The organism is Providencia sp. LY12, assembly GCF_057621555.1.
Window position 1 is genome coordinate 3,146,778 of the sequence record NZ_CM172594.1, and the last position, 23,375, is coordinate 3,170,152.

Below are 23,375 nucleotides of genomic sequence, written 5' to 3' on the forward strand. Positions count from 1 at the left end.
TAACCTTCGTTATTGCTTGGAAACAATAATGTTTTCTTGGGATGGCTCCACATGAACCATTTGTAATTTCTCAACAGATAAACGCTCAACACGGCTGTGACTGGCTAACGCATTCTCTTCAAGGATCAAATTTCGCCATTCGATATCGAGAAAATCTTTCTCTTCATACAGCTTATCTTTGGCGGCGGTCAGCAATCGTGTTTCATGAGCGGTGGTTACCACAAACACAGCGCTAATCACTATCGCGGCTAGCAAAATCATCGGAATAATTCCGTAACGAAATAAATCGCGACCGATGACTCTGGCTAAACTGTGTCTTTCTGGTGTCATTACTCTACCGCTCTCTCTGCAAAACGTAACACCGAGCTACGTGCTCGTGGGTTTTCGTCAACTTCAATCTCGGAAGGCTTCATTTTGCCTAATGCGCGTAATTTAGCGGCACCTAGCTCTTTGATTTGCGCTTCTGTCAGCGGGATCCCCGCAGGAACAGAAGGTCCGGTACTGTTTTGACGAATAAAGCGTTTTACTAATCTGTCTTCCAATGAATGGAAACTGATTACGGATAAACGCCCTTCAGGTGCTAAAACAGACATCGCACCATTTAATGCTTTCTCAATCTCTTCCAGCTCGCTATTGATATAAATACGAATCGCTTGGAAGCTACGGGTTGCTGGGTGCTTGTGTCGGTCTTTAATCGGACTGACTTTGGCAATCAGCTCGGCCAAATGGCGCGTACGCGTTAGCGGCTCTTCTTCTGGATTATGGTTACGCTCAACGATGGCTCTTGCGATGCGCTTTGCAAAACGCTCTTCACCAAATGTTTTTAATACCCATGCGATATCGTCAGCTTCTGCCGTCATCAGCCATTGCTGCGCTGATTGACCACGCGTTGGGTCCATTCGCATATCCAGTGGTCCATCACGCATAAATGAGAATCCACGCTCTGGGTCATCTAACTGCGGCGAAGAGACGCCGAGATCCAGCAACACTCCATCAATCTTGCCCACTAAGCCTTCTTCTTCCACATAATCTGCAATTGCTGAAAATGGGCCATGCTTAATCATAAAACGTGGGTCATCAATTCCTTGAGCAGCTTTAATCGCCTCTGGGTCACGGTCAATGGCAATCAAGCGACCTTGCTCTCCCAGTTGGCTTAAAATCAAGCGAGAGTGTCCACCGCGACCAAATGTGCCATCAATATAGATACCATTTGGTTTAAGATTTAAGCCGTTCACTGCTTCATCGAGCAGTACTGTTACATGTTTAAATTGCTGCTGTGTCATTGTTATAGTGACAAATCCTGTAGACGGGCGGACAGCGGTTCGTCGGCTAGACGCTCAGCAGCGATGTCATTTTCCACTTGCTGGTACCACATCTGTTCATCCCAAATTTCAAATTTATTTATTTGGCCCACCAACATGACCTCTTTTGTTAGCCCTGCGTGTTGACGCAGCGTGCTAGCTAGCAAAAGACGTCCTGCATTGTCTATCTGACATTCACTGGCATGACCAAGTAAAAGGCGCTGTACTCGACGTTCTGCGGGATTCATGGTGGATAACTTAGATAGTTTTTCCTCAATGATTTCCCATTCGGGTAAGGTATAAAGCAGCAGGCATGGCTGGTGAAGGTCAATGGTACATACCATTTGCCCTTTCGATTCCTCGCTCAGCATTCCTCGATAACGAGTAGGCACGGTTAGCCGCCCTTTGCTGTCGAGATTAACCAGTGTAGCCCCACGAAACATACCTGATTTTTCCCCTTTATTTCCAACTGCCCCACTTTACCCCACAATTCTCCACTTATAAAGTTTACGAATGGTATGAAAACGTTGTCAAGCCAGCCGCACGTAGCTTTAGCTTTATTTACAGAACGTTTTAGAAAAGAAAAAGTGGGAAAAAATCTTACTTGGAAAGAAAAAGAGAAATAACGAGTTGATATAATTCACTTATTTATAAAACGCAGGTAAAACATATTTAAATCTATTTCATTGCTGCAAAATCATACAAATTTGAGTAAATGATATATACGTCTCATTTTTAATCAGTTTATTTCGTGTCTATTTTTTACCTTTTGATCATCATTTATTGATGATTATTTAAACAAAACTACCAAATAATACGTATTTCAATATAAAATCATTATATTTCAACACATTAAATAACTGTTTTAATTCACAGTGTTATTTTGCTGACAATAATTTGCTCATTGTACTTATCGGTTTTTTTATGGGTAAAAAAAAATTAATTTGTCAAAAAAACAATCGATGCAAAATAATCAAAAAAAGTATTAGGAAAACTCCTAAAGTGAAATATTTACAGGATAACGCAATAAAAAAAATCGCAATCACCCATAAATTTCACCAAAAAAAAGCCCCTAATAGATAGGGGCGGATATATTACTAAGAATCTTGGTTAACATCACTAACTATTAAACTGGTTTTTTCACCATTGGATAAGGTTTATCCACTACTGTTTGCGACCTAAACTACCACGGCGACATAAGTCCCTGCGAATTCGACGAATTCCAGTTTCTGGCTTCTGTTTCTCGTCTAGGCTGGCTAATACCAATTCTAAAATACGTTCTGCAATATCACGGTGGCGCTGAGCAAGAGACAGCACAGGACAACCGAGGAAATCCAGTAATTCGTTATCACCAAAGGTGCTGATAACCATGTTTTCAGGTAAGCGGCCATTGCGTTTCAATGCCACATCCAACACGCCTTGCAGCAAAGAAAATGACGTTGTGAATAATGCATCCGGCATCGCGTTACCGTTATCTAGCCATTGGGAGAAAACGTCGGCTGCGGCATCACGCTCATAACTATTGGCGTATAAATAATTGACTTCGCGAGAGTCCCCTTCCCATGCTTTACGGAAACCTTGCTCACGTAAATAGCTAACAGAAAGTTCAGGTAATGCCCCGAGATACAAGACCGATTCAGCTGAGAATTTGCGTAATTCTTTAGAGATCATCAGCGCATCTTCTTGGTCATCACCGACCACGCTAATGAAATGCTCTTTTTCTAATGCTCTATCCAGTGCGATGATAGGCAGTGAACGGTTTGCCCAGCGCTGATAAAACGGATGCTCAGGAGGTAATGCAGTAGACACAATAATCGCGTCAACTTGGCGCTGAAGCAAATGTTCCACGCAACGAATTTCGTTGTCAGGTTGGTCTTCTGAACACGCAATTAAAAGCTGATATCCGCGCTGACGAGCCTGTCTCTCCAGATAATTAGCTATACGGGTATAGCTCGTATTTTCAAGATCAGGGATCACCAACCCGATAGAGCGAGTGCGACCTGCGCGTAACCCTGCAGCGACTGCGTTTGGATGGTAATTGTGCTCTCTGACGACTGCCATCACTTTTTCTACAGTTTTATCGCTGACTCGATACTGCTTGGCCTTGCCGTTGATCACATAACTAGCCGTTGTGCGGGAAACACCCGCTAGACGGGCTATCTCATCCAGTTTCACGTTAACCTCTTTGCAATTTGGGAAACAGCCCCGAGTCATTCGGGGCTTTAATCCGCTCTATTCTACCTGCGGCGGATAAATTTTTCATCGCATAATTTTATCGCCACGAGAAACACCAACGATCCCTGAGCGTGCAACTTCAACAATTTCAGCAACACCACGCACAGCTTCAAGGAATGCATCTAGTTTATCGCTTGTTCCCGCGAGCTGAACGGTGTACAGCGTTGGCGTCACATCCACGATTTGCCCACGGAAAATATCGGCACTTCGCTTAATTTCATCTCGCCCATAACCGGAGGCTTGCAGCTTCACTAGCATGATTTCACGCTCGATATGGGCTGACGCAGTCAGCTCGCTCACTCGCAGCACATCCACCAGTTTATGTAGCTGTTTTTCAATCTGCTCTAGCACCTTGGCATCCCCTTTTGTCTGGATGGTCATCCGTGACAATGTCGGATCGTCGGTCGGTGCTACGGTCAAGCTTTCGATGTTATAACCGCGCTGTGAAAAAAGCCCAATCACGCGAGATAGTGCCCCTGATTCATTCTCTAATAACACTGATAAGATACGACGCATGATCAAGTCCTCTCCGTTTTACTTAACCACATTTCATCCATTGCTCCACCACGGATTTGCATTGGGTAAACATGCTCAGTTTCATCAATATTAATATCTACAAACACCAGACGCTGGTTTTCATTCACTTCGACTAGCGCTTGTTTCAGCTTATCTTCAAGTTCATCTGGGGATGCGACTGAAATACCCACATGCCCGTAAGCCTCAGCTAATTTTGTGAAATTCGGCAATGACTGCATATAGGATTGCGAGTGACGACCTTGATAAATCATGTCCTGCCACTGTTTTACCATGCCAAGGAAACCGTTATTCAGGTTCAGAACCAGCACCGGTAATCCATATTGCAGCGCAGTTGAAAGCTCTTGGATGTTCATCTGAATACTGCCGTCGCCGGTCACGCATACCACGGTGGATTTAGGGTGCGCCAGTTTCACGCCCAAGGCTGCGGGCAAACCAAAGCCCATGGTGCCTAAGCCCCCTGAGTTAATCCAATGACGCGGTTTATCAAACGGATAATAAAGCGCAGCGAACATTTGGTGTTGCCCCACATCTGACGTCACATAGGCTTCACCGTTGGTTAAGCGGTAAATAGCCTCAATGGCTTGTTGTGGCTTCACTTTGTTTGGATTTAATGCGTATTTTAGGCACTGTTTTTCGCGCCAAACACCGATTTCCTTCCACCACGTTTGCAGTGCCGCGGTATCTTGCTCGGCAGCCACATGGTCCAGTTGAGCAATCATCTGTTCTAACGTAAGTTTTGCATCGCCAACAATGGGAATATCCGCCTTGACTGTTTTCGAAATTGAGGTTGGATCCACATCAATTTGGATCACGGTTGCATTCGGACAATATTTTTCTAAGTTATTGGTTGTACGGTCGTCAAAGCGCACACCAACAGCAAAAATCACATCAGAATGATGCATCACTTTATTGGCTTCGTAGGTACCATGCATACCTAGCATACCCACCGATTGTGGGTGAGTTTCGGGGAATGCGCCTAGCCCCATCAATGTTGATACCACGGGTAACTGAAGTTTTTCAGCTAATGTCATTAGCTCCGCAGAGCAATTGGCATTGATCGTACCGCCACCGATATACATCACGGGCTTCTTCGCTGCGACTAATTTGGTCAGCGCTTTCTTAATTTGACCTTTGTGCCCCTGTAAGGTCGGATTGTATGAGCGCAGTGAGACGGATTCAGGATAGCGATAAGGGAATTTAGCGGCAGGATTCACCGTATCTTTTGGAAAGTCGATCACCACAGGTCCTGGGCGCCCACTCGCCGCAATATAAAACGCTTTTTTGATGGTTTCAGGGATCTCTTTCGCGTGTTTAATGAGAAAACTATGCTTCACGATTGGGCGCGAAATACCCACCATATCGCACTCTTGGAATGCATCGTTCCCAATCAATGAGCTGGCAACCTGCCCCGATAAAACTACCATGGGTACGGAGTCCATATACGCGGTAGCAATACCCGTTATCGCGTTGGTTGCGCCAGGTCCTGACGTTACCAACACCACGCCGACATCCCCTGTTGAGCGCGCATAGCCATCTGCCATATGCACCGCAGCTTGTTCGTGACGCACTAAAATATGCTCTACGCCACCCACGGTATGCAGTGCATCATAAATATCGAGAACTGCGCCTCCCGGATAGCCAAATACGTGCTTAACTCCTTGGTCAATCAATGACTTGACGACCATTTCTGCTCCCGACAACATCTCCATGAGTTTGCCCTCAGACTATTTGCAAGTTAACAGAGAGCCGTACGACCCTCTTTAATTTTTATTAAGTTAGTCATAAATTCAGCTATTAACATATCCCTACCATTTGTGGGACGCAAATTTGATTTCACAGAGAAATTAAGGAAGATTTCATTTTGTCTTGAACATGAAAATTCGGCAGATTCATTGACTAGTTTTCAATCAAAATAGAGCGAAAATAACTAAAAGGTAAGCAAAAATAGTGGCAACGCGATTTTACATAAATAGCAGGTAAAACAAAGCCCTTCAGGGATAACCACTGAAGGGCTTGGAAAGTATGATTAAATATCGAATTATTCTTGATACATGGATTCAATTTCTAATCGGTAGCGCTCTGAAATAATTTTACGGCGTAATTTCAGCGTAGGCGTTAATTCACCTTTCTCCATTGAGAAGTTGCTTGGTAACAGTGTAAAACGCTTCACTTGATGGAAGTTTTCCAGATTTTTTTGTAGATCTTTAAGACGACCTTCAAACAGCGCAACAATTTTAGAATCTTTTAACAGTTCCAAGCGATCACGGTATTTTAAGTTAATTGAATTTGCATACTCTTCAAGGCTGTCATAGCAAGGCACAATCAGCGCAGAGACAAATTTACGTGCATCGGCAATGACGGCAATGTGCTCAATAAAACGATCTTGACCTAAAACACCTTCGATAACCTGTGGCGCAATATATTTCCCGTTAGACGTTTTCATTAAATCTTTTAGTCTATCCGTAATATATAAGTTGCCCTGCTCATCGATTTTTCCGGCATCCCCTGTACGTAACCAGCCATCAGCTGTGAATGTATCTATCGTTTCTTGTGGGCGATTATAGTAGCCTTTCATAACGACAGGGCCTTTAACTTGGATCTCGTCATTTGCTCCAATACGCACAGAAATGGCAGAAAGCGGTGTACCAATAGAGCCTAATGGGTATTTATTCGCTTCCCAACACGAGACTGTCGCGCAGGTTTCACTCATCCCATAGCCATATTTAATATCCACACCCGCAGATAAGAAAAACGCGATGACATCATCATCGAGGCGCGCGCCCGCTGCTGGCATAAAACGAATACGACCACCAAGCCCTTGGCGAATCTTGCTTAGAACCAGTTTATCTGCCAATGCATATAAGCGGTTGTTGATAAATGAAAGCGATTTACCTTTTGCCATTGCCTTCACTTTTTGTTTCCCTATCGCAATCGCCCATTTGAAAATTGCACGACGCATGAAAGGCGCTTGCGATACTTTACTTTGTACTGCACTGTAAACTTTCTCATAGAAACGCGGTACGGCACACATCACCGTTGGTTTAACATCAGTAAGTGCCTCTTTCACCAAATTAGTATTGGTTAAATAGACATTGCGCGCGCCGCTGTGCATGACATAAAAACTCCATGCGCGTTCAAAAACGTGGGAAAGTGGTAGGAAACATAATGAAACATCGTCTTCGGACAGTTCTAAACGGTTGTCATGAAGATAAAGCTGGGCTGCCATATTGTAGTAATCCAGCATCACCCCTTTCGGTTCTCCCGTGGTGCCCGAGGTATAAATAATGGTGAATAAATCACTTAAATTTTGAGCTGCAATTCGCGCATCTAATTCAGCTTGATATTGAGGCTGAGCGAGGGACATAAATGTCGATAAGTGCATGCTGTTAGCCACTTGCCCATCTAATTCAACATTATCGTCTAATGCAATGATAGCGGAGAGCTGTGGGCAATGTGTGAGTAATTGGCAAGCAACTTGGTATTGTTCTTGAGCACCAACAAAGAGGATCTTAATGTTGGCGTCATTAATGATATAGGCGGCTTGATCAATGCTGCTTGTGGCATAGAGAGGTACCGTCACGGCTTTGATTTGTAGTGCCGCGATATCGACCAAAGACCAATTCATACTATTATGAGCAAAAAGCCCAATATTCTCTTGCGGGGCAACATTCATCGCCAAAAGCTGACGGGCAATCGCGGTGGTTTTGGTATCGACTTCCGCCCATGTCAGTTCTGATTGATGTCCGTTGTCCCATTGACTGAAAGCTATCCGATCCGCTGACTCGCTCGCGTCCATTCTGGAACGTATGCGGTTAACAATATGATATGGATATAGATTTTCAGTAATCAAAGTGTATTCCCTATAGGTCATTAGAATTTTAAGTCATTCGGCAAACTCACAAACAACCTAATCTTAATACTTTTTATTATTTCAGCTTACATCTGTTAGCTGAATATTTTGAGTGTATAGCGGAAAGATAAACGAGGAAAGGAATAAAGTGTAAATTTTTTGCAAATGCTACAGACACAACAAAACTCGCCATTTTTTTCATCATGGCGAGTTAGTATTAAGGGGAATATGCTAAGGTTGCCTTAGAATGAATTGAGCCAATTTAGCTTACAGCTGTTCTATCATTTGGCAAAACTGCGCTTTCATCCATTGATGGCCTTTATCTCGCGCCGTCGATTCATGCCACGTTAAATAACATGGGCGAGAACTCTCTTCCCAAGGCAATGATAAGGTACGCAGTTGCAGCTGACTTGCATGATGTTCCACTAACCATTTGGGGGCAATAGCCACTAAATCTGTTTGTGCCACAATATTCAATACACTGTTTAAGTCAGTTCCTTGATAACTGACAGTGTGGGAAAGTTCCGTATTATGGTAATACAGTTTGCTAAATGAGCCGATATTATCCATTGCCATAATAGCGTGTCTTTCACTCACTAACATTTCTTGATTAATAGTATCTTCAATTCTTGGATGGTGATTAGCGACAACTAAAACCAATTCATCATTAAATAAAACCTGATGTTGATACTCGGGTTTTTCGAATTGATTATATCCCAAGAAAAAATCTATCTCTTGGTATTTTAATTGATGCGCTATGTTATTTCCTAAAAAAGAATGAATAAAAACCTGAACATTTGGCGACGCAATTTTAAATTTATCAACAATGGTTGCCGCTAAGCGAATATCTAATGGAGAGCAAATAGATAAGCTAAATGCTCTTTCGCTTTGCTTAGGATCAAACCCTGCCCCCGGTAATTCATTATGCACCAATTGAAGAGCTTGCCTTACTGGTCCAAATAATTGTTTTGCGCGCGAAGTCGGTTGAATTCCACGCCCATAACGAACAAATAATTCGTCATTGAACATGGACTTCAAGCGGGATACGGCGTTACTTACTGCAGGCTGAGACATACCGAGAACTTGCGCTGCACGAGTGACATTTTGCATTTGCATCACAACATCAAAAACAGTTAATAAGTTCAAATCAACATTGCGCAGATGAATATCGCTACTTTCTTTTTTTGCTGTTGAGATCGTATCAAAATCAGTCATTTTTAACTCCACTAAATATATTTATCATTTTTAATTAATGAACATGATCCATCAAAGCAATATTGACGAAAAATATAAAATCATTAAATATTATTTTTAAAACAACTTATACATGATAAGTTATTTCGCTTTCCCTGCATTTATTAAAACGACGCTTCTATTCTTTTTGCCCATAAATTAGAATCGAGGTATAGATATCATCATAAAATGCAAATATTCATCAGTGTAATGGGTACATGTAACTTATTAAAGTCAGCATCATTCCGATAAAAATAATAAAACAATTTCAAGAATAAATCATAATAAATCTCTTCTATAAACGCGTTTGAATCTCATTATCAGATTAATTTTTAATTATTTATTTATTAGATAATTAACCTTATTTGAAGCATAGCCACGATCAATACCAATGAAGTCTGATATCTAACCTCTGCATACTTTCATTACATAAACATAATAAAAATCATTACGTTATAGAAATATAGTTATGCTACTAATTTTTAGGTGAAATTTTAGCCTGCTTTTTACTCCCTTATATAGGCAAAAACATCATGAAAATTATAAATATCAGACGTAAATTCCAATAATCAGTAACAACGCACTTCCAAGCATTTAACGCTCAAAAAATTAAGTTTGACATTATTATTGGAATCACGTATCAATAAATACAGATTATTTGAAATTCAAAGAGAGACAGTTAACCATGACATCTTCTATCCGCCTACTAAGCCTACTACTACTCGCAGCCAATTTGCGCGGTATGCTTATGGATGGAAAGTAAAACAAATACTGTCCACAAACATAAAGAAGCCCGCGCAACTAGCGGGTTTTTTTATGCCTGCGGCTAGATGGGAATCCAACAAACAGAATTAAAAACAACAAAATTTAGTCTATGAGGAACGCATTATGAGCAACCAAGTTATCATCTTCGACACAACCTTACGTGATGGCGAACAAGCCTTGCAGGCCAGCTTATCAGTTAAAGAAAAATTACAAATTGCTTTTGCATTAGAGCGCTTAGGTGTCGATGTTATTGAAGCAGGGTTCCCTGTCTCATCCCCAGGTGATTTTGAATCTGTTCAAACTATCGCCCGTGAAATTAAAAATAGCCGTATCTGCGCATTAGCTCGCTGTGTTGAAAATGATATTGATGTTGCAGCAGAATCGTTGAAAGTGGCTGAAGCATTCCGTATTCATGTTTTCTTAGCGACATCCAATTTGCATATGCAGAAAAAGTTAAACAAAACGTTTGATGGCGTGATGGACATGGCGATTAACTCCATTAAACGTGCGCGCCGCTATACCGATGATGTAGAATTTTCATGTGAAGATGCAGGCCGTACAGACATTGATAACTTATGTCGTATTGTAGAAGCTGCCATCGGCGCAGGCGCAACCACCATTAATATCCCAGACACCGTCGGCTACACTACCCCATATCAATTCGGTGGCATTATCTCTTCTTTATATGAGCGCGTCCCTAACATTGATAAAGCCATCATCTCCGTTCATTGCCATGATGACTTAGGCATGTCCGTCGCTAACTCCATCAGCGCCGTTCAAGCGGGTGCTCGCCAAGTGGAAGGTACCATTAATGGATTAGGCGAACGCGCAGGAAATACCGCATTAGAAGAAGTGATCATGGCGATTAAATTACGTGAACAGATGTTAGGTGTGCACACCAATATCAATCACAAAGAAATTTACCGTACCAGCCAGTTAGTTAGTTAGCCAATTATGCAATACCCCAATCCCTGCTAATAAAGCGGTTGTGGGCAGCAACGCATTCGCGCACTCATCAGGGATCCACCAAGATGGCGTGTTAAAGAATCGCGAAACTTACGAAATTATGACCCCTGAATCCATCGGCTTAAAAGAGCAGCAATTAAACTTAACGTCCCGTTCAGGTCGTGCCGCCGTTAAACACCGTATGGAAGAGATGGGCTATAGCGAAGGTAAAGATTTTAATTTAGATGAGCTGTATACCGCATTCTTGAATTTAGCGGATAAAAAAGGGCAAGTATTTGATTATGACTTAGAAGCTTTAGCCTTTTTCGCGAAACAGCAAGACGAAACTGACCACTTTGTCATGGATTACTTTAGTACACAGTCAGGTTCAAGCATTGTTGCCACTGCAACAGTCAAAATGCAGTGCGGTGAAACAGAAAAATCAGAAGCTGCGACCGGAAATGGCCCTGTTGATGCTATCTATCAAGCGATTAGTAAAATCACCAACTACCCAATGAAATTGGTTTCTTATCAATTGTCCGCAAAAGGTCAGGGTGAAAATGCCTTAGGACAAGTGGATATCGTCGCTGAATGTTTTGGTCGTCGTTTCCACGGTATGGGATTAGCAACGGATATCGTTGAATCATCTGCAAAAGCCATGGTGCACGTATTAAATAGTATTTGGCGTGCAGAACAAGTCGAAAAAGAAAAACAAAAAATCTCTGACCAAGAGTCACAAATTAATACAAAGGAAGCGGTGTAAACATGTCTACGAATTTTAATATTGCGGTATTAGCGGGCGATGGAATCGGCCCCGAAGTGATGGCTCAAGCTCATAAAGTCTTGAACGCGATTAGTAAGCGCTTTGCTATCACAATTTCAACCAAAGCCTATGATGTGGGTGGCGCCGCCATTGATAATCACGGCGAGCCATTACCGCAAGCAACAGTCAAAGGTTGTGAAGAAGCTGATGCCGTATTATTTGGCTCAGTCGGTGGTCCAAAATGGGAACATTTGCCACCAGACAGCCAGCCTGAACGCGGCGCATTATTACCATTGCGTAAGCATTTTAAATTATTCAGTAATTTACGCCCTGCTCGTTTATACCAAGCATTAGAAGCATTTTGCCCATTACGCGCCGATATTGCCGCTCAAGGGTTTGATATTTTATGCGTCCGTGAATTAACTGGCGGGATCTATTTTGGTCAGCCAAAAGGACGTAAAGGCGAAGGCGCTGAAGAATATGCTTTCGATACCGAAGTTTATCACCGCTATGAAATTGAACGCATTGCCCGTATTGCCTTTGAATCTGCGCGTAAACGTAGCCATAAAGTGACTTCAATTGATAAAGCTAATGTTTTGCAAAGCTCCGTATTATGGCGCGAAGTGGTTAACCAAATTGCCAAAGAGTACCCAGACGTTGAAGTAAACCATATGTATATCGACAACGCAGCGATGCAGATGATCAAAGCCCCTTCTCAGTTTGATGTGGTGCTGTGCTCTAACTTATTCGGCGACATTATTTCCGATGAGTGTGCGATGATCACTGGCTCGATGGGTATGTTGCCTTCTGCTAGCTTAAACGCCGATGGCTTTGGCTTGTACGAGCCAGCAGGCGGTTCAGCGCCAGATATCGCAGGCAAAAACATCGCCAACCCAATCGCACAAATTTTATCGGCATCCATGTTATTGCGCTTCAGTTTGAATCAAACGGAAGCGGCAGATGCTATCGAAAGAGCGGTGAATAAAGCATTAGAAAATGGCTATCGTACTGCGGATTTAGCGGGCAATGGTCAATCAATCAGTACCAGTGAAATGGGTGACATTATCGCCCGTTATATTGAAGAAGGGGTTTAACATGTCGAAGACTTTATACCAAAAATTATATGACGCTCACGTTGTCCGTGAAGTTGAAAACGAAATTCCTTTAATTTATATCGATCGCCACTTGGTACATGAAGTGACTTCACCGCAAGCGTTTGATGGTTTAAGAACCAAAAATCGCCCGCTGCATCAACCAAGCAAAACATTTGCAACCATGGATCATAACGTGTCAACGCAGACTAAAGATATCAATGCCTGCGGCGATATGGCGCGAATTCAAATGCAAGAGTTGATGAAAAACTGCGAAGAATTCGGCGTGACTTTATACGATTTAAATCACCCATATCAGGGTATTGTCCATGTTATGGGGCCAGAGCAAGGTATCACTTTACCGGGTACAACCATCGTTTGTGGTGACTCTCATACCGCCACTCACGGTGCATTCGGCGCATTAGCTTTTGGAATTGGGACGTCCGAAGTTGAACACGTCATGGCAACCCAAACTTTGAAACAAGCGCGAGCCAAAACCATGAAAATTGAAGTGGTGGGTAAAGCGCCTGCGGGGATCACCGCAAAAGATATCGTTTTAGCTATTATCGGCACCACGGGTAGCGCAGGTGGAACGGGCTACATTGTCGAATTCTGCGGTGACGCGATTGAAGATTTGAGTATGGAAGGTCGCATGACCGTCTGTAATATGGCGATTGAGTTAGGCGCTAAAGCCGGCATTATCGCCCCCGATGAAACCACCTTTAATTATATGAAAGGTCGCCAATTTGCACCGAAAGGTCAAGATTGGGATGATGCCGTTGCATATTGGAAAACGTTAAGAACCGATGATAATGCAAAATTTGACAAAGTGATCACCATCCAAGCCGAGACTATTGCCCCGCAAGTCACTTGGGGTACCAACCCAGGGCAAGTGATCGCCATTAACCAACCGATCCCAGCCCCAGAATCGTTTGCCGACCCCGTCGAACGTGCTTCTGCGGAAAAAGCCTTGGCATACATGGGATTGGAATCAGGTATTAAGTTATCCGACGTGAAGATTGATAAAGTTTTTATTGGCTCTTGCACTAACTCACGTATTGAAGATTTACGCGCTGCGGCTGCCATTGCCAAAGGAAAAAAAGTCGCGTCTGGCGTACAAGCCATTGTGGTACCAGGTTCCGGTCCCGTCAAAGCCCAAGCTGAACAGGAAGGTTTGGATAAAATCTTTATCGATGCGGGCTTCGAATGGCGCTTACCAGGCTGCTCAATGTGCTTAGCGATGAACAACGACCGTTTGAATCCGGGTGAACGCTGCGCATCCACCAGCAACCGTAATTTTGAAGGTCGCCAAGGTCGTGCGGGTCGTACCCACTTAGTTAGCCCTGCAATGGCTGCTGCCGCAGCGATTAACGGTCATTTTGCTGATGTTCGTGACATTCAAATCTAAAGGAGAAAACCATGGATAAGTTTATTAAGCATGTTGGGATTGTCGCCCCTTTAGATGCCGCAAACGTCGACACCGATGCCATTATTCCAAAACAGTTTTTGCAGAAAGTGACGCGCACAGGCTTTGGTCAGCACTTATTTAATGACTGGCGTTTTTTAGATGATAAAGGTCAGCAACCTAACCCTGATTTTGTTTTGAACAAACCGGTATTTAAAGGCGCTAGCATTCTGTTAGCCCGTGAAAACTTTGGTTGTGGTTCATCTCGCGAACACGCGCCGTGGGCATTAACCGATTTCGGTATCCAAGTGGTTATTGCGCCAAGTTTCGCCGATATTTTTTACGGTAACTCGTTTAACAACCAACTGTTGCCAATTAAATTAAGCGAGCAGCAAGTGGATGAGATGTTCAATTATGTGAACCAGCATGAAGGTTGCCAGTTCACTGTCGATTTAGAAGCGCAAACCGTCACCGCTGGTGATAAAGTTTATGCTTTCGAAATTGACAGCTTCCGCCGTCATTGCATGATGAATGGCTTAGACAGCATTGGTTTGACGTTACAGCACGTTGACCAAATCAAGGATTACGAGCAAAAGCTTCCCGCTTTTATGAATTAATCCCCAGCCCACTTCGGTGGGCTTTTTCTTGCCTATTTGTATTCATAAAAGTAGAACTCAACTCCAACAAACCACGCCTACCAATAAATCCTTCCCCATTAATTCCTAATATGCAATTATTCAATTAATTGCCTCTTTATATTTTTCAAAATAGTTCGCGTTGTGGCAAGGCGGCAAAATGAGGATATCTCTGGGAGCATACTTTAGTATGTGACCTGAGTAGCCGATTGAAGCCAACGCAGTCACAGCGTGAAATATGAAGAAAAATAGGAGTATACATTAGTATGTGACTTGATTAGCCTAGTGAGGCCAACACAGCCACAGCATGAAATATGAAGAAAAAAAGCCAGTATGCATTCACATACCGGCTGGTAAAAATACCATTACTCAATAAAAGGGGGAGTAAACCTGCAACAGACAGGTCAATAGAGCTACTTACTGCCCCCTATTATCTACGGAATATAGGATATTAAAATTGATGCAATTTATTCTGGAGTTCCTCTTTTATGTCTAATTCTCGATTACAAACGCAATTTGTACGCTTGTGGCAGCATTTTCAGGGAAAAAACAGTGAAACCACATTGCAAGATATTGCCGATATTTTGTTTTGCTCTCGCCGTCATGTTCGCACCCTGCTCAATAATATGCAGTCCCATGGCTGGCTCAGTTGGCAAGCAGAATCAGGACGAGGAAAACGCTCCGCATTAATTTTTCATATCAATGGATTAGAGCTACAACAAGCACAGGCTGAGCAGCTTTTAAAAGAAGAAAGTATTGAAAAACTCGTGGCGCTCGTTGGCGATAAAGAGACTATCCGCCAAATGGTCTTATCTGAGCTTGAGCGAAGTTATCGACAAGGTAAAAACTTACTGCGCATCATTTATTACCGTGATTTTCCTAACTTACTTCCTGGCACCCCAATGCGCCGCTCTGAAATCCATTTAATGAGCCAGATATTTAATGGATTAACTCACTTAAATGAGGAAAAAGGGGAAGTGGAAGATGGTATTGCTCACCACTGGCAAGCCATTAACGAACAACATTGGCGCTTTTATTTACGCCCAGCTATCTATTTCCATCATGGACGTGAAATGCAAGTGGAGGATATTATCCACTCATTATTACGATTAAAGCAGTGCTGGCCGCTATTCTCGCATATTCACTCGGTCACTTCTTCGCAGCCTTATGTCATTGACGTCCATCTGAGCCATCCTGATACGCAATTTCCTTGGTTACTCGGTAGCCCACATGCCGCCATTCTCCCAAAAGAGTGGGAAACCATCAGCGGCTTTAGTCAGCGCCCTATTGGTACAGGTCCTTATGAAGTCGAAACCAATATCCCGCAGAAACTCACCATCAGCGCTTTTGACCGCTATTTTGGCTATCGCGCCTTGTTAGATGAAGTGACCATTTGGGTGGTTCCCGAACTTTCTGAGCAGATGGTGTGTACCACATTAAAAATGGATGGAGATAAGCGCCACAATGACTCCCTCGAAAGCCGCATGGAGGAAGGTTGCTATTTTCTGTTATTCGACCAACGCTCCGACATTTCTCAACGGGAAGATGTGCGTAAATGGCTGTGCAGCTTTTTAACGCCCGTCAACCTACTGGCGCACTGTGAATCCTTCTATCAACGCCACTGGGCGCCGGCTTATGGATTACTGCTTCATTGGCACCACAGTAAAATGCTTTCCCAGCGAACCAAACCTGAAGACTTAACTGAGCTAACTGTCACTTTTTATCGCCATCATCATGAATTCTATGCTATCAGCCAAATCATGAAGCGAGTGTTAGAAACTCAAGGAGTGACACTTAAAATTAACATCGTTGATTATGATGATTGGTTTAATGGAGATGCTAAAAGCGATATCTGGCTCTCCACCGCCAACTTTTATAAGCCTCTTGAGTTTTCTATCTTCGCTACGTTGTACGAGATGCCGCTATTGCGTCAATGTTTGGGGAAAAACCTCGATGAAGAGTTACAACTTTGGCGCCAGCAAAAATTGGATGTGGAATCTTGGTGTGAGAGCTTGATTGATTCCCAAATCTTCCACCCAATTTTTCATCACTGGTTAGAGCTACAAGGGCAAAGAACGATGCGCGGTGTTCGCATGAATACCTTTGGCTGGTTTGACTTTAAATCAGCTTGGTTTAAGCCAACTGAGGATAATACACAGAATTGATGATAGTTATAAACAGTTAGAGTGAGCAAAATGGATTTTATTCACTTTTTCTGTGGATATCCATGTGAACAACCAGATAGTAATCAGGGTATATCCCAACTGTTCATTTCTAACAAAAAATCACACTAAAAAATAAAACATTATAAATCATAGTAATAAATGAATTTCACACCAGATATCCACTGTGAGTTTTTCCGTGTTTTTTTGTTAGGAGTTCAACTGAGCAAAGATCAATCAATGCATGTTTTATCCACAAGGAATGTACTTAACTTACTCGCTTTTTGTGACGAGCTTCAATAAATGACATTAGTCAAGGCTGTAAATGCACACAGTAATCGCAGTTTTTCACAGTTATCCAGAAATCCTGTGGATAACCTAGTGCATGATCCTGTGATTATCTTGGGATGAAGTTGAATAACCCTAAATATTCATAATCCCGTCAGTGATTATTATCTAATATCCATATATATATCATAAGGTTAAATACGGTGACTAAAAAGTGTTATACTCACTTAACCTTACAACCATTTTATTGGTTATTTTTTAAACACAATCAAATTCAGTCGACTATGTCTTTTATACCGCCTTCACCACCAGAAAATGAAACCGTCTTATTGGCGCGAGCCCAAGCCCTTGCTGGCTATACGCTTGGTGAGTTAGCAACTATTGCAGGCATCCCAATCCCCCCTGACCTTAAACGAGATAAAGGCTGGGTCGGGACATTGTTAGAGTATTTTTTAGGTGCGACCGCAGGCAGTAAAGCCGAACAGGATTTTGCAGATATTGGCGTCGAGCTTAAAACAATCCCAATCGATCGCCATGGCGCACCATTAGAAACGACATTTGTCTCTGTCGCGCCCCTCACGGGCAATAGCGGTCTAACATGGGAAAATAGCCATGTGCGCCGCAAATTATCTCGCATTTTGTGGTTCCCGATTGAAGGCGAACGTCAAATACCACTTGCCCAGCGACGTATTGCGAACCCTCTGATTTGGAGCCCTTCTGCGCTTGAAGAACAACTTTTACGCCAAGATTGGGAAGAGTTAATGGATTTAATTGTGCTGGGAAAAGTCGAAACCATCACGGCTCGTCACGGACAAGTTTTACAGATTCGCCCCAAGGCGGCGAATAATAGAGCACTAACCGAAGGTATAGGGGAATTTGGGCAACCAATAATGACATTACCGAGAGGTTTCTATTTAAAAAAAGATTTTACGGGTCCATTATTAGCACGGCACTTTAACCTCAGTTAATCGGTCAAGGCATCGCCTGTGCCAAACAGACGATTTTTTATTCCATTTTTAAGGCAATAAGATGTTTGAGTGGTTCTTAGATCCCCATGCTTGGATGGCATTGGCAACATTAACAATTTTGGAAGTCGTACTGGGTATCGACAATATTATTTTCTTAAGTATCGTCGTCAGCAAATTGCCCGCCCATCAACAAAATAGCGCCAGACGTATTGGCTTAATCGCTGCAATGGGAATGCGTTTGGCACTGCTAGCGTCTATTGCTTGGCTCGCTCGCCTCACCACGCCACTCTTCACATTAGCTGAACATACCGTTTCCGCCCGCGATTTAATTTTGTGTGCAGGCGGCTTATTCCTTATTTGGAAATCGAGTCAGGAGATTTTCGATACCATTGAAGGGGAAGACGATGAGGGGATAGCCCAGAAAAAAGTCACTTCATTCTGGGGAGCCATTATGCAAATCGCAATTTTAGATATTATCTTCAGTTTAGATTCGGTGATCACTGCCGTGGGGCTATCTGACCATCTGTTTATTATGATGGCAGCAGTAATTATGGCGGTCATGATCATGATGTTCGCCGCGAAACCTATTGGTGATTTTGTGGAGCGCTATCCTTCCGTCAAAATCCTCGCACTCTCTTTCTTGATCCTTGTGGGCTTCACTTTGTTACTTGAAAGTGTTCAGGTACATGTATCAAAAGGCTATATCTATTTTGCTATGTTCTTCTCCATGTCAGTGCAAATGCTTAATATTCTGCGCAGCAAAAAGTGGAAAATGAAAAACAAGCAATAAATGAAAAATAAATAGTCATAGCCAAGTTAGCGTAAGGCGTCCTTTGCTGCGGCAATAGCGCCTTCCACCGCTTTTTTAGCTTGAGGGCTGTTTTTCCAACAACTTGACCCCGTTAGTGCAGCGCCCGAAATTAAAATTTCATCGTAAGAAGCTTCACTTAACTGCGCTAAAGATGAAAACCCCATTTGTTCTAATCGGCTAATTACCGTTGGTCCAACACCCTTCACTGCTAATAGAATTTGCTTTTCTGAGTCTGAAAATGGCATAAATCATCCTTTTGGCTGTAAAACAGCCGTAATTGAGCGTATATTTTGTCATTAGCCTATTTCTTAATTTAAAATTCTGAGCGGTCTATAACAGGTTGAGTTACCTGCCCTATATATCTGTTTTAGCAAATAGGAATAACAACGGTAAAGTCATTGACGACTCGCGATAGAAACTAACATGTCGCACTAAAAATTCTATCTTGTAGGTATTTATTATGTATAGCAACAAAATATCCAATACTCGCCATATGTCGATGACATTATCTGATGGGCGCCTTTTGTGTTGGTATGAATCTGGCCCTGAACAAGGGTTCCCCGTGATTTTTTGTACCGGCGCAGGGATGAGCGGTACACTGGGCTTTGGTATTGACCGTCTTGATGAGCTAAATATTCGCTTAATCACTCCTGAACGTGCCGGACTGGGTCAATCCACCTTTGATGAGCATAAATCCCTACAACGCTTTGCTCAAGATATTCAAGAACTTCTAAATGCTCAAAAACTGCCGTCATTTTCCGTTATCGGCTTCTCTCAAGGTGCCGTTTTCGCTATGGCTCTCGCCTGCTACGCTTCCCCTGTTTCATTATCACTTGTGTCAGGACAAGACCAATTTGAGTTTCCAGCAATCCGAGCGCAATTAAAGCAAGATGTCATTAATATGCAGGAACAAGCCATTCATACCCCCGAGGCTTTATCCGAATGGTTGATGCGAAATGTGACTTCACAATGGTTACTGGCGTTTATTCTTAACTGTAGCGCAGAGGTAGACCAGCAGGTTTATAGCGAAGAGAGCTTTTTAGCCGCCTACAGTGACTGTATGGAACGTGCATTTATGCAAGGTAACCAAGGCTATGTTCAAGATCTCTTAATCGCCCTGCAGTCTTGGCAGTTCAATCCTGAAGATATCCGTTGCCCTGTCGCCCTGTGGTATGGCGAGCAAGATGTGAGCTCTGTGCACTCCCCTGATTTTGGCAAAACACTGGCTCAACGCTTTCCTGATAGCGAACACTTTTTGTTCTCTCATGAAGGCGGCTCAGTTCTGTGGACACAAGCCTATTCCATTCTTGCCCAATTGAAAGAACACCGTTTTTAAGTATGAAACATCGCTTTTAGGTATAAAAAAAGGTGCCCAATAAAACATTAGGCACCTTAAATAACGGATTAAAACTTATTTCTTAGACGCTTGGATATACAACAGTTCCAATGCAATCGTTGCTGCGGCTAATGCCGTAATTTCTGATTGGTCATAGGCTGGTGCGACTTCCACCACATCCATCCCAACAATATTCAGTGACTTAATGCCACGCAGCAGTTTTAACGCTTTATCAGATGTTAACCCACCAATCACTGGCGTACCGGTTCCTGGTGCAAAGGCAGGATCCAGACAGTCTATATCAAACGTCAGATAAACGGGCATATCACCCACGATCTGTTTGATTTGAGCAACCATGTCATCAACACCACGGTCATTCGCTTGAGCGGCATCCAATACCGTGAAACCGTTGTCAGTATCATGTTCAGTACGAATACCAATCTGCACAGAATGATTTGGATCGATCAGACCTTCTTTTGGCGCATGATAGAACATGGTGCCGTGGTCATACAGACTGCCATTTCCGTATGTGTCAGTGTGCGCATCAAAATGCACTAACGCCATTTTACCGAAATGCTTCGCGTGGGCGCGCAGTAATGGCAATGTCACAAAGTGATCGCCACCAAACGTTAAGCAACGTTTACCGGATTCCAACAGCTTTTCAGTGTGAGCTTGCAGTTTATCGCACATATCTTGCGCGTCACCAAATGCAAACACCACATCACCGCAGTCAACTACGTTGAGTTTGTTTTTTAATTTAAAATCCCACGGCCAACGGTGGCTTTCCCACGCAAGGTTCGTGGAAACCTGACGAATAGCAGCAGGTCCATGACGGCTACCCGCACGTCCTGAGGTTGCCATATCAAATGGAACACCCGTGATCACCCAATCAGCATCGGAGCTGTATGGTTGGAAATTTAACGGAAAACGTAAAAAACCAAATGCGTTTGAAACCAGTGAATTATCAACCTGATTTCCTAATGTGCTATTAATCATCACTGTTCCTTAATCATTCATCTTCTAAGTAAGTGTAACCATACAACCCACTTTCAAACTCGTTCACAAAATCTTTTTGCAGCTCGTCACTCAGCCCTGTGCTTTTCACTTGCTCAATAAAGCTTTCTAACAGCACTTCAGGAACCAGCTTCACGTATTGCAGCATATCGGCAACTGAATCGCCCTCTTCACTTTGCAAGTAACGAATGCTGCCTTGGCTATCAACCCACACATCAATGGCGGCAGTATCGCCGAATAAGTTGTGCATGTTGCCTAAAATTTCTTGGTATGCCCCGATCATAAAGAAGCCAATCATCGGTGGATTTTCTGGATCATACGCTGGCATTGGCATGGTGGTTTCCACTCCATCACCGTCAACATAATGATCAATAATACCATCTGAGTCACAAGTGATATCTAATAATACCGCGCGTCTGTCTAACGGCTTATCTAAACCTTCAATTGGCAAGACTGGGAACACTTGGTCAATACCCCAAGCATCAGGGAGCGATTGGAACAACGAGAAATTCACATAGAATTTATCCGCCATACGCTCTTGCAGCTCATCAATAATTGGACGATGGGCGCGGTTGCTAGGGTCTAAATCTTGCTGAATACGGCGACAGATATTTAAGTATAGCTCTTCTGCCCATGCGCGTTGTGTTAAGTCCAACACGCCATGCGCATACTGGGTATGTGCTTCTTGCAAGTCAAACTGGCTATCGTGCAACCATTCACGCAGAGAACGGCTATTGCCTTGATGCTGCATGGATTCCCACGTTTCCCATAATGAAACCAGTGAACGTGGTGCGTCTTCGCTCGGCGGTGTGGTTTTGGTGAATTCGTTACGCTCAACCCCAATCACGTTAGAGACTAGCACGGTATGGTGAGCGGTCAATGCACGCCCAGACTCGGTGATCACCGTTGGGTGTGGCAAGTTAAATTCTTCACACGCATCGCCAATCGCCCAAATCACGTTGTTCGCGTATTCGTTCAAGCCATAGTTAACCGAACAATCTGACTGAGAACGCGTACCTTCATAGTCAACGCCTAAACCACCGCCCACGTCAAAGCACTGAATGTTGACACCTAATTGATGCAACTCGACGTAGAAACGGGCTGACTCACGGACACCTGTCGCGATATCACGAATATTCGCCATTTGAGAGCCTAAATGGAAGTGCAATAATTGCAGGCTATCCAAACGGTTCGCATTACGTAAAATTTCGACTAATTGCAGAACTTGGGTTGCAGCCAATCCAAATTTAGATTTTTCACCGCCACTCGCCTGCCATTTACCTGAACCTTGGGATGCTAAACGAGCACGAACACCTAAACGAGGCGTCACTTCCAGCTTCTGCGCCTCTTCAAGCACCATCTCGATTTCAGACATTTTTTCGATAACCAGATACACTTTGTGACCCAGTTTTTCGCCAATTAATGCCAGACGAATATATTCGCGATCTTTATAACCGTTACACACAATCACAGTGCGAGTGCGACCTGCGTTGGCTAATACTGCCATTAACTCCGCTTTTGAACCCGCTTCTAACCCTAAAGGTTCGCCAGAATTCACTAGAGATTCAATCACACGGCGTTGTTGGTTAACTTTAATTGGGTAAACTAAAAAATAGTCCCCTTTATAACCATAAGATTCGCGTGCACGTTGAAACGCTGCGTTAATTGAACGCAAACGGTGTTGCAAAATTTGAGGGAAACAGAACAGCGCAGGTAAACGTAAATGTTCCTGCTCTTCTTTAACTTGGTAGACTAAATCAGCTAAATCAACAAAGGTGTCAGGGTTTTCAGGATTCGGGCAAACACAGACATTTCCGCGCTCATTCACCTGATAGTAACCACCGCCCCAATACGCAATATTGTAAGTTTGGCGCATCTTGCGAGCGATATTATCATTCATAATAAACTCCTAGTATGGAGGGGTGAGTGATGCGTTCTCCTTCCAGACAAGCAGCGACCAAGCGCATGATGCAACTGGGCAGTAATGTCAGGGAAACAGCGATACTCAGATTGTAATTAAAAGTGCTTAGAACTTC

Annotated in this window: 18 protein-coding genes and 1 pseudogene; 8 read left to right on the plus strand and 11 right to left on the minus strand. The window is 43.2% G+C overall.

Annotated features, from left to right (window positions below):
• Positions 1-9: 9 nt before the first annotated feature.
• The 8 genes from ftsL to leuO all read right to left on the minus strand — a co-directional run bounded on the left by ftsL (position 10) and on the right by leuO (position 9,138).
• Positions 10-330 (minus strand): cell division protein FtsL, encoded by a 321-nt coding sequence (ftsL, locus tag ACY3ZI_RS15160; protein ID WP_036951205.1) that lies wholly within the window; start codon positions 328-330, stop codon positions 10-12.
• Complete coding sequence (gene rsmH / locus ACY3ZI_RS15165; RefSeq protein ID WP_108478287.1) at positions 330-1,283, minus strand: 16S rRNA (cytosine(1402)-N(4))-methyltransferase RsmH; 954 nt, start codon at positions 1,281-1,283, stop codon at positions 330-332. The genes ftsL and rsmH overlap by 1 nt, the downstream gene beginning before the upstream one ends.
• Positions 1,284-1,285: 2 nt before the next feature.
• Positions 1,286-1,744, minus strand: a complete 459-nt coding sequence (gene mraZ, locus ACY3ZI_RS15170) for a division/cell wall cluster transcriptional repressor MraZ (RefSeq protein ID WP_036951207.1) — start codon at positions 1,742-1,744, stop codon at positions 1,286-1,288.
• A gap of 721 nt (positions 1,745-2,465) precedes the next feature.
• Positions 2,466-3,476, minus strand: coding sequence for a catabolite repressor/activator (gene cra, locus ACY3ZI_RS15175; protein ID WP_211886311.1), 1,011 nt, complete (start codon positions 3,474-3,476; stop codon positions 2,466-2,468).
• Between the two features lie 84 nt (positions 3,477-3,560).
• On the minus strand, positions 3,561-4,052 hold the full coding sequence (gene ilvN, locus ACY3ZI_RS15180; protein WP_036951209.1) for an acetolactate synthase small subunit: 492 nt from the start codon (positions 4,050-4,052) through the stop codon (positions 3,561-3,563).
• A 2-nt stretch (positions 4,053-4,054) separates the two neighbouring features.
• Positions 4,055-5,782, minus strand: coding sequence for an acetolactate synthase 3 large subunit (ilvI, locus tag ACY3ZI_RS15185; RefSeq protein WP_487375455.1), 1,728 nt, complete (start codon positions 5,780-5,782; stop codon positions 4,055-4,057).
• A 329-nt stretch (positions 5,783-6,111) separates the two neighbouring features.
• Positions 6,112-7,869 (minus strand): AMP-dependent synthetase/ligase, encoded by a 1,758-nt coding sequence (locus ACY3ZI_RS15190; protein ID WP_211886315.1) that lies wholly within the window; start codon positions 7,867-7,869, stop codon positions 6,112-6,114.
• Positions 7,870-8,190: 321 nt separating this feature from the next.
• A complete protein-coding gene (leuO, locus tag ACY3ZI_RS15195) occupies positions 8,191-9,138 on the minus strand; it encodes a transcriptional regulator LeuO (RefSeq protein WP_211886317.1) in 948 nt (315 codons plus the stop codon).
• A 906-nt stretch (positions 9,139-10,044) separates the two neighbouring features.
• Here leuO and leuA point away from each other — a divergent pair.
• The 7 genes and pseudogenes from leuA to ACY3ZI_RS15230 all read left to right on the plus strand — a co-directional run bounded on the left by leuA (position 10,045) and on the right by ACY3ZI_RS15230 (position 18,968).
• Positions 10,045-11,629: pseudogene (gene leuA, locus ACY3ZI_RS15200) on the plus strand (2-isopropylmalate synthase).
• A gap of 2 nt (positions 11,630-11,631) precedes the next feature.
• Positions 11,632-12,723, plus strand: a complete 1,092-nt coding sequence (gene leuB, locus ACY3ZI_RS15205; RefSeq protein WP_211886321.1) for a 3-isopropylmalate dehydrogenase — start codon at positions 11,632-11,634, stop codon at positions 12,721-12,723.
• Between the two features lies 1 nt (position 12,724).
• Positions 12,725-14,128, plus strand: a complete 1,404-nt coding sequence (gene leuC, locus ACY3ZI_RS15210; RefSeq protein WP_211886323.1) for a 3-isopropylmalate dehydratase large subunit — start codon at positions 12,725-12,727, stop codon at positions 14,126-14,128.
• Positions 14,129-14,139: 11 nt separating this feature from the next.
• Positions 14,140-14,742, plus strand: coding sequence for a 3-isopropylmalate dehydratase small subunit (gene leuD, locus ACY3ZI_RS15215; RefSeq protein ID WP_181477421.1), 603 nt, complete (start codon positions 14,140-14,142; stop codon positions 14,740-14,742).
• A 506-nt stretch (positions 14,743-15,248) separates the two neighbouring features.
• The gene (sgrR, locus tag ACY3ZI_RS15220; protein ID WP_487375456.1) at positions 15,249-16,925 is read left to right on the plus strand and encodes an HTH-type transcriptional regulator SgrR; all 1,677 of its coding nucleotides are present in this window, start codon (positions 15,249-15,251) and stop codon (positions 16,923-16,925) included.
• A gap of 569 nt (positions 16,926-17,494) precedes the next feature.
• Entirely contained in the window at positions 17,495-18,178 is a 684-nt protein-coding gene (gene mutH / locus ACY3ZI_RS15225; protein ID WP_211886326.1) for a DNA mismatch repair endonuclease MutH, read from the plus strand.
• 61 nt (positions 18,179-18,239) lie between these two features.
• Positions 18,240-18,968: a TerC family protein gene (locus ACY3ZI_RS15230; RefSeq protein ID WP_036951219.1), complete on the plus strand. Its 729-nt coding sequence runs from the start codon at positions 18,240-18,242 to the stop codon at positions 18,966-18,968.
• Positions 18,969-18,994: 26 nt separating this feature from the next.
• Here the strand turns inward: ACY3ZI_RS15230 and ACY3ZI_RS15235 are convergent, their stop codons facing one another.
• A complete protein-coding gene (locus ACY3ZI_RS15235) occupies positions 18,995-19,234 on the minus strand; it encodes a helix-hairpin-helix domain-containing protein (protein ID WP_154602513.1) in 240 nt (79 codons plus the stop codon).
• Between the two features lie 215 nt (positions 19,235-19,449).
• Here ACY3ZI_RS15235 and ACY3ZI_RS15240 point away from each other — a divergent pair, with 215 nt between their 5' ends.
• Positions 19,450-20,325 (plus strand): alpha/beta fold hydrolase, encoded by an 876-nt coding sequence (locus tag ACY3ZI_RS15240; protein WP_487375457.1) that lies wholly within the window; start codon positions 19,450-19,452, stop codon positions 20,323-20,325.
• 75 nt (positions 20,326-20,400) lie between these two features.
• Here the strand turns inward: ACY3ZI_RS15240 and speB are convergent, their stop codons facing one another.
• Together speB and speA are read right to left on the minus strand one after the other, a co-directional pair.
• Positions 20,401-21,321 (minus strand): agmatinase, encoded by a 921-nt coding sequence (speB, locus tag ACY3ZI_RS15245; RefSeq protein WP_006815030.1) that lies wholly within the window; start codon positions 21,319-21,321, stop codon positions 20,401-20,403.
• Positions 21,322-21,334: 13 nt separating this feature from the next.
• A complete protein-coding gene (gene speA, locus ACY3ZI_RS15250; protein ID WP_211886329.1) occupies positions 21,335-23,239 on the minus strand; it encodes a biosynthetic arginine decarboxylase in 1,905 nt (634 codons plus the stop codon).
• Positions 23,240-23,375 lie beyond the last annotated feature (136 nt).

Bases quoted from the DNA above. Each gene is read 5' to 3' on its own strand.
- ftsL (WP_036951205.1), bottom strand. From the start codon at position 330: ATGACACCAGAAAGACACAGTTTAGCCAGAGTCATCGGTCGCGATTTA.
- rsmH (WP_108478287.1), bottom strand. From the start codon at position 1,283: ATGACACAGCAGCAATTTAAACATGTAACAGTACTGCTCGATGAAGCA.
- mraZ (WP_036951207.1), bottom strand. From the start codon at position 1,744: ATGTTTCGTGGGGCTACACTGGTTAATCTCGACAGCAAAGGGCGGCTA.
- ilvN (WP_036951209.1), bottom strand. From the start codon at position 4,052: ATGCGTCGTATCTTATCAGTGTTATTAGAGAATGAATCAGGGGCACTA.
- ilvI (WP_487375455.1), bottom strand. From the start codon at position 5,782: ATGGAGATGTTGTCGGGAGCAGAAATGGTCGTCAAGTCATTGATTGAC.
- ACY3ZI_RS15190 (WP_211886315.1), bottom strand. From the start codon at position 7,869: ATGGACGCGAGCGAGTCAGCGGATCGGATAGCTTTCAGTCAATGGGAC.
- leuO (WP_211886317.1), bottom strand. From the start codon at position 9,138: ATGACTGATTTTGATACGATCTCAACAGCAAAAAAAGAAAGTAGCGAT.
- leuB (WP_211886321.1), top strand. From the start codon at position 11,632: ATGTCTACGAATTTTAATATTGCGGTATTAGCGGGCGATGGAATCGGC.
- leuC (WP_211886323.1), top strand. From the start codon at position 12,725: ATGTCGAAGACTTTATACCAAAAATTATATGACGCTCACGTTGTCCGT.
- leuD (WP_181477421.1), top strand. From the start codon at position 14,140: ATGGATAAGTTTATTAAGCATGTTGGGATTGTCGCCCCTTTAGATGCC.
- sgrR (WP_487375456.1), top strand. From the start codon at position 15,249: ATGTCTAATTCTCGATTACAAACGCAATTTGTACGCTTGTGGCAGCAT.
- mutH (WP_211886326.1), top strand. From the start codon at position 17,495: ATGTCTTTTATACCGCCTTCACCACCAGAAAATGAAACCGTCTTATTG.
- ACY3ZI_RS15230 (WP_036951219.1), top strand. From the start codon at position 18,240: ATGTTTGAGTGGTTCTTAGATCCCCATGCTTGGATGGCATTGGCAACA.
- ACY3ZI_RS15235 (WP_154602513.1), bottom strand. From the start codon at position 19,234: ATGCCATTTTCAGACTCAGAAAAGCAAATTCTATTAGCAGTGAAGGGT.
- ACY3ZI_RS15240 (WP_487375457.1), top strand. From the start codon at position 19,450: ATGTATAGCAACAAAATATCCAATACTCGCCATATGTCGATGACATTA.
- speB (WP_006815030.1), bottom strand. From the start codon at position 21,321: ATGATTAATAGCACATTAGGAAATCAGGTTGATAATTCACTGGTTTCA.
- speA (WP_211886329.1), bottom strand. From the start codon at position 23,239: ATGAATGATAATATCGCTCGCAAGATGCGCCAAACTTACAATATTGCG.